The organism is Leclercia sp. J807 (genome assembly GCF_009734465.1).
Classification (GTDB): Bacteria; Pseudomonadota; Gammaproteobacteria; order Enterobacterales; family Enterobacteriaceae; genus Enterobacter.
Genome location: NZ_CP046446.1, coordinates 1,899,274 through 1,914,927, shown reverse-complemented (window position 1 = coordinate 1,914,927; position 15,654 = coordinate 1,899,274). Strand labels below are relative to the sequence as shown.

15 protein-coding genes are annotated in these 15,654 nt (G+C 60.1%); 9 read left to right on the top strand and 6 right to left on the bottom strand.

What is annotated here, in order from left to right; genetic code table 11:
* The first annotated feature begins 2 nt into the window (after positions 1-2).
* From GNG26_RS09050 to GNG26_RS09035, 4 genes are all read left to right on the top strand, one after another.
* Positions 3-1,166 carry an ABC transporter substrate-binding protein gene (locus tag GNG26_RS09050; RefSeq protein ID WP_370463894.1) on the top strand — a complete coding sequence of 388 codons (1,164 nt, stop codon included), beginning with the start codon at positions 3-5 and terminating at the stop codon, positions 1,164-1,166.
* A complete protein-coding gene (locus GNG26_RS09045; RefSeq protein WP_156238466.1) occupies positions 1,139-2,674 on the top strand; it encodes a thiamine ABC transporter permease in 1,536 nt (511 codons plus the stop codon). The genes GNG26_RS09050 and GNG26_RS09045 overlap by 28 nt, the downstream gene beginning before the upstream one ends.
* Entirely contained in the window at positions 2,674-3,306 is a 633-nt protein-coding gene (locus GNG26_RS09040; protein WP_156238465.1) for an ATP-binding cassette domain-containing protein, read from the top strand. Before GNG26_RS09045 ends, GNG26_RS09040 begins: the two co-directional genes overlap by 1 nt.
* 87 nt (positions 3,307-3,393) lie before the next feature.
* Positions 3,394-4,701 (top strand): sulfurtransferase, encoded by a 1,308-nt coding sequence (locus tag GNG26_RS09035; protein ID WP_156238464.1) that lies wholly within the window; start codon positions 3,394-3,396, stop codon positions 4,699-4,701.
* Here the strand turns inward: GNG26_RS09035 and GNG26_RS09030 are convergent.
* On the bottom strand, positions 4,693-5,325 hold the full coding sequence (locus tag GNG26_RS09030) for a CDP-alcohol phosphatidyltransferase family protein (RefSeq protein ID WP_156238463.1): 633 nt from the start codon (positions 5,323-5,325) through the stop codon (positions 4,693-4,695). The genes GNG26_RS09035 and GNG26_RS09030 overlap by 9 nt on opposite strands.
* Entirely contained in the window at positions 5,318-5,818 is a 501-nt protein-coding gene (locus GNG26_RS09025; RefSeq protein ID WP_156240158.1) for a carboxymuconolactone decarboxylase family protein, read from the bottom strand. Before GNG26_RS09025 ends, GNG26_RS09030 begins: the two co-directional genes overlap by 8 nt.
* A gap of 138 nt (positions 5,819-5,956) precedes the next feature.
* Here GNG26_RS09025 and GNG26_RS09020 point away from each other — a divergent pair, with 138 nt between their 5' ends.
* Complete coding sequence (locus GNG26_RS09020) at positions 5,957-6,382, top strand: pyrimidine (deoxy)nucleoside triphosphate diphosphatase (protein WP_156238462.1); 426 nt, start codon at positions 5,957-5,959, stop codon at positions 6,380-6,382.
* Here the strand turns inward: GNG26_RS09020 and GNG26_RS09015 are convergent.
* Complete coding sequence (locus GNG26_RS09015; protein WP_114387331.1) at positions 6,333-6,608, bottom strand: YnjH family protein; 276 nt, start codon at positions 6,606-6,608, stop codon at positions 6,333-6,335. The two genes, GNG26_RS09020 and GNG26_RS09015, sit on opposite strands and share 50 nt — an antisense overlap.
* Positions 6,609-6,846: 238 nt before the next feature.
* Between GNG26_RS09015 and gdhA the strand changes: the two genes are divergently transcribed.
* Positions 6,847-8,190: an NADP-specific glutamate dehydrogenase gene (gene gdhA / locus GNG26_RS09010; protein WP_156238461.1), complete on the top strand. Its 1,344-nt coding sequence runs from the start codon at positions 6,847-6,849 to the stop codon at positions 8,188-8,190.
* A gap of 93 nt (positions 8,191-8,283) precedes the next feature.
* On the opposite strand, the gene GNG26_RS09005 is transcribed toward gdhA, so the two are convergent.
* The 3 genes from GNG26_RS09005 to GNG26_RS08995 all read right to left on the bottom strand — a co-directional run bounded on the left by GNG26_RS09005 (position 8,284) and on the right by GNG26_RS08995 (position 11,904).
* Positions 8,284-10,188, bottom strand: coding sequence for a DNA topoisomerase III (locus tag GNG26_RS09005; RefSeq protein ID WP_156238460.1), 1,905 nt, complete (start codon positions 10,186-10,188; stop codon positions 8,284-8,286).
* Positions 10,189-10,192: 4 nt separating this feature from the next.
* Positions 10,193-11,236: a selenide, water dikinase SelD gene (selD, locus tag GNG26_RS09000; RefSeq protein ID WP_114315258.1), complete on the bottom strand. Its 1,044-nt coding sequence runs from the start codon at positions 11,234-11,236 to the stop codon at positions 10,193-10,195.
* Positions 11,237-11,352: 116 nt separating this feature from the next.
* A complete protein-coding gene (locus GNG26_RS08995; protein WP_156238459.1) occupies positions 11,353-11,904 on the bottom strand; it encodes an NAD(P)H nitroreductase in 552 nt (183 codons plus the stop codon).
* Positions 11,905-12,070: 166 nt separating this feature from the next.
* On the opposite strand from GNG26_RS08995, the gene sppA reads away from it, so the two are divergent.
* The 3 genes from sppA to pncA are packed head-to-tail and all read left to right on the top strand — an operon-like array spanning position 12,071 to position 15,654.
* Complete coding sequence (sppA, locus tag GNG26_RS08990; protein ID WP_156238458.1) at positions 12,071-13,927, top strand: signal peptide peptidase SppA; 1,857 nt, start codon at positions 12,071-12,073, stop codon at positions 13,925-13,927.
* Between the two features lie 59 nt (positions 13,928-13,986).
* A complete protein-coding gene (ansA, locus tag GNG26_RS08985; protein WP_103179260.1) occupies positions 13,987-15,003 on the top strand; it encodes an asparaginase in 1,017 nt (338 codons plus the stop codon).
* Positions 15,004-15,012: 9 nt separating this feature from the next.
* A complete protein-coding gene (gene pncA / locus GNG26_RS08980; RefSeq protein WP_156238457.1) occupies positions 15,013-15,654 on the top strand; it encodes a bifunctional nicotinamidase/pyrazinamidase in 642 nt (213 codons plus the stop codon).

The window sequence follows — 15,654 nt, the reverse complement described above, 5'->3', positions numbered from 1 at the left end:
GTGTGCGTTTTTGCATGTTGTTAACGGGCCTGCTGATGGCAGGACACGCGCTGGCCGATGACGGCTGGCAGAAAATCAAAGAGGATGCCCGGGGGCAGACCGTCTGGTTTAACGCCTGGGGCGGCGATGAGGCGGTGAACCGCTACCTGGACTGGGTGAGCGGGGAGATGAAAAGCCACTACGCCATAAACCTGAAGATTGTCCGTCTGGCGGATGCCGCTGACGCGGTGAAGCGCATCCAGACCGAGGCCAGCGCCGGGCGTAAAACCAACGGTTCGGTGGATCTGCTGTGGGTCAACGGTGAGAACTTCCGCACCCTCAAAACCGCCGGGCTGTTGCAGACCGGTTGGGCGCAAATGCTCCCTAACTGGCGCTATGTGGATACCACGAAACCGGTCACCGAAGATTTTGCCATCCCGACCGAGGGAGCCGAGTCTCCGTGGGGCAGCGCGCAACTGACCTTTATCGCCAGCCGCAAGAGCCTGCCGCAACCGCTGGCCGACCCGCAGGCGCTACTGACATACGCCACGCAACATCCCGGCACCCTCACCTATCCACGGCCGCCCGACTTTACCGGCACCGCGTTTCTGGAACAGCTGCTGCTGACGCAAACCACCCAGCCGGAGGCGCTGAAACAGCCGCCGGACAGCGCCACCTTTGCCCGGGTGACCGCGCCGCTGTGGGCCTGGCTGGATAAGCTACATCCGTATCTGTGGCGCGAGGGCAAAGACTTCCCGCCTTCACCGGCGCGGATGGATGCCCTGCTGGCCAGCGGCAATTTAAACCTGTCGATCACCTTTAACCCGGCCCACGCCCGGCAGAAAGTGGCCAGCAAAGCGCTGCCCGCAGACAGCTACAGCTTTGGTTTTCAGCAGGGGATGATCGGCAACGTACACTTTGTGGCGATCCCGGCCAACGCCTCCGCCAGCGCGGGGGCGAAAGTCGTCGCGAATTTCCTGCTCTCGCCGCAGGCACAGATCCGCAAGGCGGACCCCGCTAACTGGGGCGATCCCACTGTGCTGGATCCACAAAAGCTCCCGGCGGCAGAGGCGGATAAATTGCGCCAGTTTATGCCGGCTGAGCTTCCGCCAACGCTCGCTGAACCACATGCCGCCTGGGTGAATGCGCTGGAGCAGGAATGGCTGCGTCGTTACGGCACCCACTAAGCGGGCTTGCCTGGCTGCTGATGGCGGCGGTGTACCTGCCGCTGCTGCCCGCCTTCGGCCTGCTGCTTCCCCCGATCTTCTCCCTTGAGAACTGGCGGGCGCTGGCCGCCGATCCGCAGATCCCGCAGGCGCTGACCGCCACTCTGGTTTCCACCCTGATTGCCGCCGCCGGGGCGCTGATGTTGGCCCTGGCGGTGGTGGCCGCGCTGTGGCCCGGCAGCCGCTGGCGACGCCTGTGCAACCACCTGCCGTGGCTGCTGGCGATCCCGCACGTGGCGTTTGCCGTCAGCGTGCTGCTGATATTTGCCGAAGGGGGAGAAATCTACCGCCTCTGTTCTCTCTGTTCACCGATAGTGGATCGCTACGGGATCGGGCTGGGGCTGACCCTCGCCGTCAAGGAGAGCGCCTTTGTGGTCTGGGCGATTTACGCCTCGCTGCCCGAAAAAGAGCTGGCGCAAAAGGTGACGATCCTGCGATCGCTGGGTTACGGACGCTGGCAGGCGCTGCGCTGGCTGATCCTGCCCGCCATTGCGCCTGCGCTGGGGGCGGTGATGCTGGCGGTGATCGCCTGGTCGCTGTCGGTGGTGGATGTGGCCCTGATCCTCGGGCCGGGAAATCCCCCCACCCTGGCGGTGCTGGCGTGGCAGTGGCTGACGCAGGGGGACAGCGTCCAGCAGGCGAAGGGGATGCTGGTCTGCGTGATCCTGCTTCTGCTGCTGGAGCTGATTGCCATCGCGATATTTATCAGCTGGCGGCGCTGGCGCACCACCATTCCGGCCATCTCCGGGGAGCGCCCGATGCCGCGTCCGCTGCTTCTGGGGCGAGCCTGCGGCCTGCTGCTCCCCCTTGCCGGGATCGCCAGCATCGCGGTGCTGGTTCTGGTCGCGGGCAATGCCAGTGTTTCGCGGGAGACGGCCGGGATGAGCCTGACGCTGGGGCTGCTCTCAGCGGGGATAGCGCTGGGGATGATCCTGCTCTGGCTGGAGTGGGGACCACAGCGCGGAGGCTTCTGGGTCTGGCTGCCGCTGGCCCTTCCCGCCCTGCCGCTGGTGGCCGGGCAGTACCGGCTGGCGCTGCTGTTGCAGCTGGACGGGCAGTTTGTCGCCGTGCTGTGGGGACATTTACTGTGGGTGCTGCCGTGGATGCTGCTGGTGATGCAACCGGCGTGGCGCAGGCTCGATCCACGTATGATCCTGACAGCCCGCACCCTCGGCTGGGGATCGCTTAAAATTTTCTGGCTGATCAAATGCCCCCAGATGATCCGCCCGGCACTGACGGCGTTTGCCGTCGGCTTTTCCGTCAGCGTGGCGCAGTATCTGCCCACCCTGTGGCTGGGGAGCGGACGGTTTGCCACCCTCACCACCGACGCGGTGGCGCTCAGCAGCGGCGGCAGTAGCGCGGTGCTGGCAGCCCAAGCGCTCTGGCAACTGCTGCTGCCGATGCTGATTTTCGCCGCCTGCATTTTGCTTTCCCGGCTGGTTGGCCGTTTTCGACAGGGGTTACGTTAATGCTGATGGTTAAGGATGTTTCGCTCTCTCTGCGCCAGACGGCGCTGCTGCACAACGTCAGTTTTTCGGTGGTGCCCGGCGAAATTCTCACGCTGATGGGCCCTTCCGGCAGCGGCAAATCGTCGCTGTTTGCCTGGATGGTGGGCGCCCTGCCCGCAGATTTTCGCGCCGAAGGGGAACTGTGGATCAACGCCCGGCGCTGCGACACGCTGCCCACCGAACAGCGCGGGCTGGGTCTGCTGTTTCAGGATGCACTGCTTTTTGATCATTTCAGCGTCGGGCAGAATTTGCTGCTGGCGCTTCCGGCGTCCATCAAAGGGGAGCAGCGTAAACAGCAGGTAATCGCGGCGCTGGATGCCGCCGATTTGCCCGGTTTCTTTCAGCGCGATCCCGCCACGCTGTCCGGCGGGCAGCGTGCCCGGGTCAGCCTGCTGCGTGCGCTGCTGGCCCGGCCCCAGGCGCTGCTGCTTGATGAACCCTTTAGCCGACTGGATAAAACGCTGCGCGACCAGTTTCGCCGCTGGGTCTTTGCCGAAGTGCGCGCCCGGCGCATTCCCGTCGTTCAGGTGACCCACGATGAAGAGGATATTCCCGCAGAGAGTCGGGTGCTGGCGATGGAAAACTGGCGATGAATCCCAAGGCAACCTGCGCAAACGCAACGTTTTTTGTCGGGAGGATTGCCACAATCACCGCTCTTTTTTCTTACGACGGGCATTTCGATGAAACGTGTTTCTCAACTGACCGCGCTGACCGCCGCGTTAGGTCTCGCCTCTTTCTTTTCTTTTGCCGCTGATATGGCGCCCTCCCTCACACTTTCAGAGCTTCAGCAGCAGAAAGGCGCGGTGATCGATACCCGCATCAGCGCCTTTTACAACGGCTGGTCCCAGACGCTGAACGGCCCATCCGGCCATGAACCTTCGGCCCTTAACCTCTCTGCCAACTGGCTGGGTGCCATGACCGAGGCGCAGCTGAAAGCCTGGGCCATGCGGCATCAACTGACGCTGGCCACTCCCATCGCGTTATATGGCAGCGACAGCGATAACCAGGCCGTGAAGGCGCGGCTGACTGAAGCGGGCTTCAGCAACATCACCCTGCTCGGTGATGCCCTGCAAACCCCGTCTCGCCTGCAGCGTCTCGCCCATTTCGAACAGCTGGTCTATCCCCAGTGGTTGCATGAGCTCCAACAGGGAAAACCGGTCCCTGCCGCCCCTGCTGGCGAGTGGAAAGTGATTGAAGCCGCCTGGGGCGCACCGAAACTTTATCTACTGAGCCACATTCCCGGCGCGGACTATATCAACACCAACGAAGTAGAAAGCGAGCCGCTGTGGAACAAAGTCTCTGATGCCGATCTGAAGGCGATGCTGGCGAAACACGGCATCCGCCATGACACCACGGTGATCCTCTACGGACGTGACGTTTATGCCGCCGCGCGCGTGGCGCAGATCATGCTGTATGCCGGCGTGAAAGATGTGCGCCTGCTGGACGGCGGCTGGAAAGCGTGGGATGACGCGAAGCTGCCGGTCGAGCGCGGAACGCCCGACAATGTCAAACCCGCCGCCGATTTTGGCGCGCCGATCCCCGGTCAGCCGCAGCTGATGCTGAGCACCGAACAGGCCCGCGGCCTGCTGCATCGTCAGGACGCTTCGCTGGTGAGCGTTCGCTCGTGGCCGGAGTTTACCGGCGTCACCAGCGGCTACAGCTACATCAAACCTAAAGGGGAGATCCAGGGCGCCCGCTGGGGCCACGCCGGAAGCGACTCGACCCATATGGAGGATTTCCATAACCCGGACGGCACCATGCGCAGCGCGGATGATATCGCCAGGATGTGGAAGCAGTGGAACATTCTGCCGGATCAGCAGGTAGCCTTTTACTGCGGCACCGGCTGGCGGGCATCAGAAACCTTTATGTATGCCCGGGCAATGGGCTGGAAACATGTCGGTGTCTATGACGGCGGCTGGTATGAGTGGAGCAGCAACCCGCAGAACCCGGTGGTGAGCGGTGAACGCGGGCCAGACAGTTCACTCTGATCCCGGCTGACGCTGAACCTCCTTCAGCGTCAGATACCCACTCCAGATGCGCGTTGTGGTGGTAAGCCAGCACAACGCGCCAAACACCCACGCCAGCCACCCGAAATGCGCCGGGAACAGGCAAAAGAGCACGAACAGCAGCAACGTTTCCGTCCCCTCCGTCAGGCCACCCAGATAGTAAAACGACTTGTGGGCATAGCCTGGATTGTCTATCTCGTGCTTCGCGGCCAGGGCGGCAAACGCCAGAAAACTGCTCCCGGTGCCGATAAAGGCAAACAGCAGCCAGGCGGCTGGCAACGCATTGTTAACCGGATCCGCCAGGGCAAAGCCAAAGGGCACCAGGGCATAGAAGAGGAAGTCGAGGGAGATATCGAGAAAGCCTCCGGCATCGCTCAGCCCGCGCCGCCGGGCCAGCGCGCCGTCCAGCCCATCGAGCAAGCGGTTCAGCGCAATGGCCACCAGCGCCGCCAGGTACCAGCCCAGCGCCAGAAACGGCAGCGCCAGTACCCCGATGGCAAAGCCGATCAGCGTAATACCATCCGGGGTGATGCCCGGTTTATCCAGGGTTGCGACCAGCCGGTTAAGTAGCGGCTTGATGCGCGGATGAAGGTGACGGTCAAGCATCGGATTTTTCTCCTCTCATCGCGCATAACCCCTGGGAGGGGATATCCAGCGCCGCGTTAAAGCGGGCGGATAAATTCTGAAAACCAATCAGCGCCGTCATCTCGGTAATCGCCTCGTCATTGAAGTACTGGCGCAGCGCCGCTTTGGTGACCTCATCCACCACCGGCGGCGTGGCGGTAACGGCTTCCGCATAGGCCAGCGCGGCGCGCTCCTTATCGCTGAACAGACTGCTGTCGCGCCATGTCGCCACGGCCTGCACCTTATCCAGCCCGCCGCTGCGTTCCGCCAGGCGCAGCGCGTTGGCATCGATGCAAAAGGCGCAGTGGCAGATCTGCGAGACGCGGGTCATCAGCAGCGAACGCAGCACCGGCTCAAGGGGCGATTTTTTGCGTTCCAGAAAGCCTACAAACAGCGCCACCAGCCAGAACAGCCGGGGCATTCTTCCCCACCAGCGCAGCGGATTAAGCACTGCGCCATAATGTTTTTTCTGCATTGCCGCGACAGGCGTTAGAATGGTGGGAATAGATTCGATGGGTTTAACCCAGACGGGTGGTCTCTCGTTCACAGGATGCTCCTGGCGTGTTAAGTGCGCAGATCCTAACTCTTTTTCTTTTATTCATTATTGACGACCATGCTAAAAACACTCGATGTTGTCTGCGCTATTCTCGAACAGGATGGCAAAATTTTACTGGCGCAGCGCCCGCTGCATGCGGATCAGCCCGGTCTGTGGGAATTTGCCGGAGGAAAAGTGGAGGCGGGGGAAACCCAGCCCGCGGCATTAGTGCGTGAACTGCGCGAGGAGTTGGGCATTGAGGCCTGCCCCGCAAAGTATATCGCCAGCCATCAACGGGAAGTGTCCCAGCGGCTGATTAACCTACACGCCTGGCACGTCCCGGCGTTTACCGGCACGCCCGAAACGCGCTATCACAGCCAGCTGGTATGGTGTTCACCACACGAGGCGCTGGATTACGACCTCGCCCCGGCGGATATCCCTTTGTTACAGTTGTTTATTCTCTTACGCGACGCCACACCAGCGGATTCGTACTCAAAGCGTTAGGATCGCGCTGGCACTGCAACAAGACCCCCTCGGCTTTTACCACCGCCCCTTCTGAATAGTTCTGATCCTGATAGATGCAGCACTGGTTACACGGCGGTGGACGCTGACCGCTGGAGCTGAAGATCTCCGGCGGGATATTCACATCCACCCCGGTTCCAAACCGCTGGTCGGCCTGACTGCCAGCCGCGAAAACTCCAAGCAAAACAGCCATCACAATACGCTTCATCGACGCTTCTTCCTGTTATGTTCTGATATTCACTATAACGGTAAAAACAGCGCGGAGCTTTAATCCCCCCTCGGTCATCGTTTTTTATTATGACCCGGCGCGTTTAATGAATTTAACTTGAGGACGAAATTTAGCTTGCGTCACAAAGCCTGTCGGGTGGTATAGTCGAAAAACACAACATCATGAAGATATTTGTTACAAATTAAATAATCCCAATATATTAGAGGAACTTATAGTTATGGACCAGGCTTGCTCCCTTGACTCCTTTCTGAATCGTGTTCAGCAGCGTGACCCGCATCAGAGCGAATTTGCTCAGGCAGTCCGTGAAGTGATGACCACTCTCTGGCCATTCCTGGAACAAAACCCCCGCTACCGTCAGATGTCCCTGCTTGAGCGCCTGGTAGAACCCGAGCGCGTGATTCAGTTCCGTGTGGTCTGGGTTGATGACCGTAACCAGGTGCAGGTGAATCGTGCCTGGCGCGTACAGTTCAACTCGGCGATCGGCCCATTCAAGGGGGGCATGCGTTTCCATCCGTCGGTAAACCTGTCGATCCTGAAGTTCCTCGGCTTTGAACAGACCTTTAAAAATGCCCTGACCACCCTGCCGATGGGCGGCGGCAAAGGCGGCAGCGATTTTGATCCAAAAGGCAAAAGCGAAGGCGAAGTGATGCGTTTCTGCCAGGCGCTGATGACGGAACTCTATCGTCACCTGGGTGCCGATACCGACGTCCCGGCTGGCGATATCGGGGTTGGCGGACGCGAAGTGGGCTTTATGGCCGGGATGATGAAAAAACTCTCCAACAACAGCGCCTGCGTCTTTACCGGGAAAGGTCTCTCCTTCGGCGGCAGTCTGATCCGCCCGGAAGCCACCGGTTACGGTTTGGTCTATTTCACTGAAGCGATGCTGAAGCGTCATGGGATGAGCTTTGAGGGCATGCGTGTCGCCGTATCCGGCTCTGGCAACGTGGCTCAGTACGCTATCGAAAAAGCGATGCAGTTCGGCGCACGCGTCATCACCGCCTCCGACTCTAGCGGCACCGTGGTAGATGAAGCGGGCTTCACAACCGAAAAACTGGCGCGCCTGTGCGAAATCAAAGCCAGCCGCGACGGTCGCGTGGCCGACTATGCCCGTGAATTCGGTCTGACCTACCTTGAAGGCAAACAGCCGTGGTCAGTGCCGGTAGATATTGCCCTGCCTTGCGCCACCCAGAACGAACTGGATGTCGAGGCGGCACGCCAGCTTATCGCCAACGGCGTGAAAGCGGTAGCTGAAGGGGCCAACATGCCCACCACCATTGAAGCCACCGACCTGTTCCTGGAAGCGGGCGTGCTGTTCGCACCGGGTAAAGCGGCTAACGCGGGCGGCGTGGCGACCTCTGGCCTCGAGATGGCGCAAAACGCCGCGCGCATGGGCTGGAAGGCGGAGAAAGTGGATGCGCGTCTGCACCACATCATGCTGGATATTCACCACGCCTGCGTCGAGTACGGCGGGGAAGAGAAGCAGACCAACTACGTTCGCGGCGCGAACATCGCCGGGTTCGTGAAAGTCGCCGATGCGATGATGGGTCAGGGTGTGATCTGATTCTGTGGCTGTGCCGGGTGGCGGCTACGCCTTACCCGGCCTACAAAAGTACGAACCGTAGGCCGGGTAAGCGCAGCGCCACCCGGCAATTCTTTACGCCGCACTCTTCTTCTTAAACTTTTTCTTCTTATCGCCGCCTGGCGCCACCATGCCGCGAAAATCCCTCACTGACGTGTTTCGCGCCTGATTGATCAGATCGAACAGCGTGCCCACCAGCGGCTGCATAAAGTCCTGATAGCGACACTGCTTTTCGCTAATCTGGGTCAGCACCGACTCCCAGTGGGCGGTCATGTCCGGTCTGGCGGCCATCTCCGGCAGGGAGTGGATCAGCGCCCTTCCGGCATCCGTTGAGTGGATATAACGCCCTTTCTTGTGCAGAAAACCGCGTTTGAACAGCAGCTCAATGATCCCGGCGCGGGTCGCTTCGGTTCCCAGCCCGTCAGTGGCGCGGAGGATCTTCTTCAGATCTTTGTCCTGCACAAAGCGGGCGATACCGGTCATCGCGGAGAGCAATGTGGCGTCGGTAAAGTGCCGCGGCGGCTGGGTCTGTCGCTCCACCACTTCGCCCTTCTCGCACAATAACTCGTCATTTTTTGCTACCACCGGCAACGGCGTGCCGTCGTTCTCCTCGTCCCGCTCTTTATTGCCCAGCAGCGCGCGCCAGCCCGCTTCGGCGAGGAAACGCGCCTTGGCAATAAACTTGCCTTTGGCGATCTCCAGCTCAATGACGCACTTGCGGAACAGCGCATCCGGGCAGAACTGCATCAGATACTGACGGGCAACGAGGTTATACACCTTCGATTCGTTATCCGTCAGGTTGACGTTACTGCTGCGGGCCGTCGGGATGATTGCGTGGTGGGCATCCACCTTTTTATCGTCCCAGCAGCGGTTGCGGGTATCCGGGTTGACCGCCGGCTGTGGCACGAGATCGGGGGCGTGTACGGCAATGGCGTTCAGCACCGCGTGGCGCCCGGCGAAATGCTCTTCCGGCAGGTAGCGGCTGTCGGAACGCGGGTAGGTAATGAGTTTGTGCGTTTCATACAGCTTCTGGCAGATATCGAGCACGTTTTGCGCGCTCAGGCCGTAGCGTTTTGCCGCCTCAATCTGCAAAGCAGAAAGGGAGAACGGCAGCGGCGCGGGTTCTGATTCCCGTTTATCGTTATAGCTGGTGACGACGGCGGGCTGACCCTGGATGCGGGTCACCACATGATCGGCCAGCGGACGATGCAGCAGGCGTCCCTCTTCATCCTGATAGGGTTCACAGGCCTCGCTCGGCTGCCAGACTGCGGTAAAGCGTTCGTCCTTCGGGGTGACAATATGGGCTTTCACTTCGAAGAAGTCTTTGGCGATAAAGTTCTCGATCTCTTCGTCGCGACGCACCACCAGCCCCAGCACCGGCGTCTGCACTCGGCCAACGGAGAGCACCCCCTGATAACCCGCGTTGCGCCCGAGAATGGTATAGGCGCGGGTCATGTTGATGCCGTAGAGCCAGTCGGCGCGGGCGCGGGCCAGCGCCGACACGCACAGCGGGACAAACTCGCTGTTGGCGCGCAGACGGGTGATGGCCCGCTCTACCGCCTGCGGGTTGAGGTCGTTAATCAGACAGCGCTGCACCTGCTGGCGTTTTTCCGGCGCCAGACTCAGGTAATCCAACACTTCATCCACCAGCAGTTGCCCTTCTCTGTCCGGGTCACCGGCGTGGATCACTTCGGATGCCTCATTCAGCAACCGCTTAATGACGTTGAGCTGTTTGGTGACCGACGGGCGCGGCTGCAGCTGCCACTTCTCCGGCACGATGGGCAGATCGTTAAGATTCCAGCGTGCATAGCGGCTGTCGTAGGCGTCCGGCTGGGCCTGCTCCAGCAGGTGGCCGATACACCAGGTGACCACCTGCCCGTTTCCGCACTCAATGTAGCCGTCACCCTTGCGGTGCGGTTTGGGTAATACATCCGCAATTGCCCGGGCGAGGCTGGGTTTTTCGGCAATAAATAACCGCATTGAATTAACGGATCTCAATCATCGGACGGCCACCGCGGGCGGTCACCAACTCGCCGATGGCGGTCAGGGTGATACCGTATTCGGCGGCGGTCGCGCGCACCGCCTCTTCGGCGTCTGGCGTCACGGCCAGGAGCAGGCCGCCGGAGGTCTGCGGATCGCACAGCAGATCGCGCCATTCGGCAGGCATCTCGCCCATCAGATGGCCGTAGCTGGCGAAGTTACGCTGTGTGCCACCCGGGACCGCGCCTTGCGCAATATAGGCTTCAACGCCAGGCAGCTTCGGCACGTCCTGATACCAGACCTGCGCCTGCACGCCTGCGCCCTGGCACACTTCGCTCAGGTGGCCCAGCAGCCCAAAACCGGTGACGTCGGTCATCGCCTTCACGCCCTCGATGTTGGCAAAGGCAGCACCGGCAAGGTTCATCTGGCACATCACCTCGGTCGCCAGCCCTTTGTGCTCAGGCAACAGCAGCGATTTTTTCTCGGCGGTGGTGAGCACGCCAATGCCCAGCGGCTTGGTGAGGAACAACTTGCAACCCGCTTCCGCGGTGCTGTTACGCTTGACGCGCTCCGTGGGCACCACGCCGGTCACCGCCAGGCCAAAAATCGGCTCCGGGGCGTCAATGGAGTGGCCACCCGCCAGGGCGATCCCGGCCTGCTGACAGGCGAAACGCCCGCCCTCGATCACGTCGCGGGCGATCTCCGGGGCCAGGGTGTTAATCGGCCAGCCAAGGATCGCAATCGCCATGATCGGCTTACCGCCCATCGCAAAAATGTCGCTGATGGCGTTCGTGGCGGCAATGCGCCCGAAGTCGTAGGGATTGTCGACGATCGGCATAAAGAAATCGGTGGTGCTGATAATGCTGGTGCCGTTACCCAGATCGTAGACGGCAGCATCATCGCGGGTTTCATTGCCAACAAGCAGGTTCGGGTCGATAAACTTCGCCTGCTCGCTGTGCAGAATGGTTTCCAGCACTTTGGGGGAAATTTTACAACCGCAACCGGCTCCATGGCTGTATTGCGTTAAACGAATGGCTTGCTCGCTCATGACAATCTCCTTTCATTACAATTGCACTATGTTAGCGCTCATTCCATTACGTGATAAGTATGACTGTCTGAATTCTGCTGCACTTGCTCAGGATCCAGACAGTTTTATGCCATTAATCAGAAACGGGTGACAAACGGCGCGGTGTCAGGCACGGAAACGGTAGTTGAGGCTTTAAGCTGCGGGGTGCCCAGATAGAGGAAACCGACGATTTTATCGTCTGCGCCACAGTCGAGGCCTTCGCGAACCACCGGGCTGTCGGTCAGTGCGCCGCTGCGCCAGATACCGTTATAGCCCTGGGCGACCGCCGCCATCTGCATCGCCATGACCGCGCAGCCCGCGGACATCTCCTGTTCCCACACCGGCACCTTGTGCTGCGGCTGGCATTTCGCGACCACGGCGATAATCATCGGGGCGCGGAACGGCGCGTTACGGGCTTTATCAATCGCTTTTTCATCCTGCCCGGCGGCAACAGCGCCTTTCTCCAGCAGGGTGCTGAAGCGCTCGCGCCCTTCCCCTTCGATGATAAAGAAGTGCCACGGCTGCAAGGTACCGTGATCCGGAGCGCGCATTCCGGCGCGAAGAATATTCTCCAGCTGTTCGCCTGCTGGCGCGGGCTCCGCCAGACGCGCTGCGCTACGACGGTTAACAAGCAGTTCGAGTGCATCCATTGGGTTAACTCCTGTCTTGAAATTTACTCAAAATTAACACGACGGCAGATTTTGTTACAGCGTAGCAGGCGATTCCTGCTGACAAGTGACGGTCGGGTCATTACGATAGCCCGACAACGCCGTCCAGTAGCGACGGAATAGGTAATTATCTGGACAGGGAGAATACATGCGAACCCTCTGGCGACTGTTTGCCGGCTTTTTTAAATGGACGTGGCGACTGCTGAATTTCGTCCGCAACCTGGTGATGAACCTCTTTTTCATCCTGTTTGTGATAGTTTGCGTCGGTGTCTGGATGCACCTCAGCGCCTCCAGCCAGAGTCAGAGCGCCGGACGTGGCGCGCTGCTGCTGGATATCGCCGGCGTGGTGGTGGATAAACCGTCCACCAGCAATCGCCTTGGCGTGCTGGGCCGCCAGCTGTTTGGCGCCAGCGGCGACCGTCTGCAGGAAAACTCCCTGTTCGATATCGTCGACGCCATTCGTCAGGCGAAGGACGATCGCAACATTACCGGCATTGTGCTGGATCTGAAGAATTTTGCCGGGGCAGATCAGCCTTCGATGCAGTATATCGGTAAAGCGCTGCGGGAATTCCGCGACAGCGGCAAACCGGTGATTGCGGTGGGCGATAACTACAGCCAGGGGCAGTACTATCTGGCGAGCTTTGCCAATAAAGTGTGGCTCTCGCCGCAGGGCGCCGTCGATCTGCACGGTTTTGCCACCAACGGCCTCTATTACAAGTCGCTGCTCGATAAGCTGAAGGTCACCACCCACGTCTTCCGCGTCGGGACCTATAAATCTGCCGTTGAGCCATTTATCCGCGACGATATGTCCCCTGCCGCCCGTGAAGCGGACAGCCGCTGGATTGGCGAACTGTGGCAGAACTACCTCAGCACCGTGGCCGCTAACCGCCAGATCACCACCGAGCAAGTATTCCCGGGCGCCCAGGGCGTGCTGGATGGGCTACGTAAGGTTGATGGCGATACCGCGAAATATGCGCTGGATAACAAGCTGGTGGATGCCCTGGGCTCAAGCGCCGAAATTGAAAAGTCCCTGACCAAACAGTTCGGCTGGAGCAAAGAGGAGAAGAACTACAGCGCCATCAGCTTCTATGATTATCAGGCGAAAAAACGTGCCGATACCGGAGACAGCATCGCTGTGGTCTTTGCGAATGGCGCGATCATGGATGGCGAAGAGACGCCGGGCAACGTTGGGGGCGATACCACTGCCGCGCAGATCCGCGACGCGCGCCTCGACCCGAAAGTGAAAGCGATTGTGTTGCGGGTTAACAGCCCGGGCGGCAGCGTCAGCGCATCGGAAGTGATCCGCGCTGAGCTGGCAGCCGCGCGCGCCGCCGGGAAACCGGTGGTGGTCTCCATGGGCGGTATGGCGGCATCCGGTGGCTACTGGATCTCCACCCCGGCGAACTACATCGTGGCGAACCCGAGCACCCTTACCGGCTCCATCGGCATCTTCGGAGTGATTAACACCGTTGAAAACAGCCTCGACTATCTGGGGGTGCATACCGATGGCGTCGCCACGTCGCCGCTGGCCGACATCGCCGTGACCAAAGCGTTACCGCCGGAAGTGTCGCAGATGATGCAGCTCAGCATTGAGAATGGCTACAAGCGCTTCATCACCCTGGTGGCCGACTCCCGTAAGCGAACCCCGGAACAGATCGACCAGATTGCCCAGGGTCATGTCTGGACGGGTCAGGATGCGAAGAGCAACGGTCTGGTGGATAACCTGGGCGACTTCGATGATGCCGTCGCCAAAGCTGCTGAACTGGCGAAGCTGAAGCAGTGGCACGTCGATTTCTATCAGGATGAGCCAACCTTCATGGATCTCGTGATGGACAGCGTCTCCGGCTCGGTAAAAGCCATGCTGCCAGACGCGCTGCAGGCTTACCTGCCCGCTCCGGTCGCCACGGCGGCGAAAGCGGTCAAAGCCGAGGGCGACAAGCTGGCCGCCTTTAACGATCCGCAAAACCGCTACGCGTTCTGCCTTACCTGCGCTAACGTACGTTAAATCTCATCCCCTCTTCCGCAAAGAGGGGATTTTTCTTTGAAGCCCAAGAACATTACATCATGCAAAAGAAATCAATTTATGTGGCCTATACCGGCGGTACCATCGGTATGCAGCGTTCAGAAAATGGCTACATCCCGGTATCTGGCCACCTGCAGCGCCAGCTGGCATTAATGCCTGAATTCCACCGCCCGGAGATGCCGGACTTCACCATTCACGAGTATGATCCGCTGATGGACTCTTCCGACATGACCCCGGAAGACTGGCAGCATATTGCCGACGACATTAAAGCGCACTACGACGACTACGATGGCTTTGTGATCCTGCACGGCACCGACACCATGGCCTTTACCGCCTCGGCGCTCTCTTTTATGCTGGAAAACCTCAGCAAGCCGGTGATCGTCACCGGCTCGCAGATCCCACTGGCGGAGCTGCGCTCCGACGGGCAGATCAACCTGCTTAACTCGCTGTATGTGGCGGCCAATTTCCCGATTAACGAAGTGAGCCTGTTCTTCAATAACCGGCTCTACCGCGGCAACCGTACCACCAAGGCCCACGCGGACGGCTTTGACGCCTTTGCCTCACCCAACCTCACGCCACTGCTGGAAGCGGGTATTCATATTCGCCGCCTCGGTACGCCTCCGGCGCCGCACACCTCCGGCGAGCTGGTGGTCCATCCGATCACCCCGCAGCCGATTGGCGTGGTGACGATCTACCCGGGTATCTCCGCCGAGGTGGTACGCAACTTCCTGCGTCAGCCGGTGAAAGCGCTGATCCTGCGCTCCTACGGCGTGGGTAACGCCCCGCAGAACGGCGAGTTCCTGAAAGAACTTCAGGAGGCGAGCAGCCGCGGGATTGTGGTGGTGAACTTGACCCAGTGTATGTCCGGTAAGGTAAATATGGGCGGCTATGCCACCGGTAACGCCCTGGCGCAAGCGGGGGTAGTGAGCGGATTCGATATGACGGTCGAGGCCACGCTGACTAAACTTCACTACTTACTCAGTCAGGATCTGGATGTGCAGGCGATCCGCACCGCGATGATGCAAAACCTGCGTGGCGAACTGACGCCAGACGAATAAGGAGTTCCTATGAAGCAACGAGCCCTGTTACTGGTCGATTTACAGAATGATTTTTGTGCAGGCGGCGCGCTGGCGGTGGCCGAAGGCGACAGCACGGTCGACATCGCCAACGAACTGATTGCGTGGTGTAAGGCGCGCGGTGAAGCGGTGGTTGCCAGCCAGGACTGGCACCCGGCGGATCACGGCAGCTTTGCCAGCCAGCATGATGTTGAGCCCTTCACCGAGGGCGAACTGGACGGCCTGCCGCAGACCTTCTGGCCCGATCACTGCGTGCAGCATACCGAAGGCGCAGAGCTGCATCCCCTGCTTAACAGCAAAGCCATTGACGCGGTGTTCCAGAAGGGTGAAAACCCTGACATCGACAGTTACAGCGCCTTTTTCGACAATGGGCACCGGCAAAAAACGGGGCTGGATCAGTGGCTGCGCCATCACGAAATCGTGGAGCTGATTGTGATGGGGCTGGCGACGGACTACTGCGTAAAATTTACCGTGCTGGATGCGTTGCAGCTGGGTTACCGGGTGAACGTCATTACCGACGGTTGTCGCGGGGTGAATATTCAGCGCCAGGACAGCGCCCAGGCGTTTATGGATATGGCGGCGGAAGGTGCCACTCTGTATACGCTGGCGGACTGGCAGGAGACGCAAGGGTAA

Coding starts and splice junctions, on each gene's coding strand:
- selD (WP_114315258.1), bottom strand. CDS start 11,236: ATGAGCGAGCAAGCCATTCGTTTAACGCAATACAGCCATGGAGCCGGT.
- GNG26_RS09025 (WP_156240158.1), bottom strand. CDS start 5,818: ATGCAGAAAAAACATTATGGCGCAGTGCTTAATCCGCTGCGCTGGTGG.
- GNG26_RS08995 (WP_156238459.1), bottom strand. CDS start 11,904: ATGGATGCACTCGAACTGCTTGTTAACCGTCGTAGCGCAGCGCGTCTG.
- gdhA (WP_156238461.1), top strand. CDS start 6,847: ATGGACCAGGCTTGCTCCCTTGACTCCTTTCTGAATCGTGTTCAGCAG.
- GNG26_RS09040 (WP_156238465.1), top strand. CDS start 2,674: ATGCTGATGGTTAAGGATGTTTCGCTCTCTCTGCGCCAGACGGCGCTG.
- GNG26_RS09030 (WP_156238463.1), bottom strand. CDS start 5,325: ATGCTTGACCGTCACCTTCATCCGCGCATCAAGCCGCTACTTAACCGG.
- pncA (WP_156238457.1), top strand. CDS start 15,013: ATGAAGCAACGAGCCCTGTTACTGGTCGATTTACAGAATGATTTTTGT.
- GNG26_RS09020 (WP_156238462.1), top strand. CDS start 5,957: ATGCTAAAAACACTCGATGTTGTCTGCGCTATTCTCGAACAGGATGGC.
- sppA (WP_156238458.1), top strand. CDS start 12,071: ATGCGAACCCTCTGGCGACTGTTTGCCGGCTTTTTTAAATGGACGTGG.
- ansA (WP_103179260.1), top strand. CDS start 13,987: ATGCAAAAGAAATCAATTTATGTGGCCTATACCGGCGGTACCATCGGT.
- GNG26_RS09015 (WP_114387331.1), bottom strand. CDS start 6,608: ATGAAGCGTATTGTGATGGCTGTTTTGCTTGGAGTTTTCGCGGCTGGC.
- GNG26_RS09005 (WP_156238460.1), bottom strand. CDS start 10,188: ATGCGGTTATTTATTGCCGAAAAACCCAGCCTCGCCCGGGCAATTGCG.
- GNG26_RS09035 (WP_156238464.1), top strand. CDS start 3,394: ATGAAACGTGTTTCTCAACTGACCGCGCTGACCGCCGCGTTAGGTCTC.
- GNG26_RS09045 (WP_156238466.1), top strand. CDS start 1,139: ATGGCTGCGTCGTTACGGCACCCACTAAGCGGGCTTGCCTGGCTGCTG.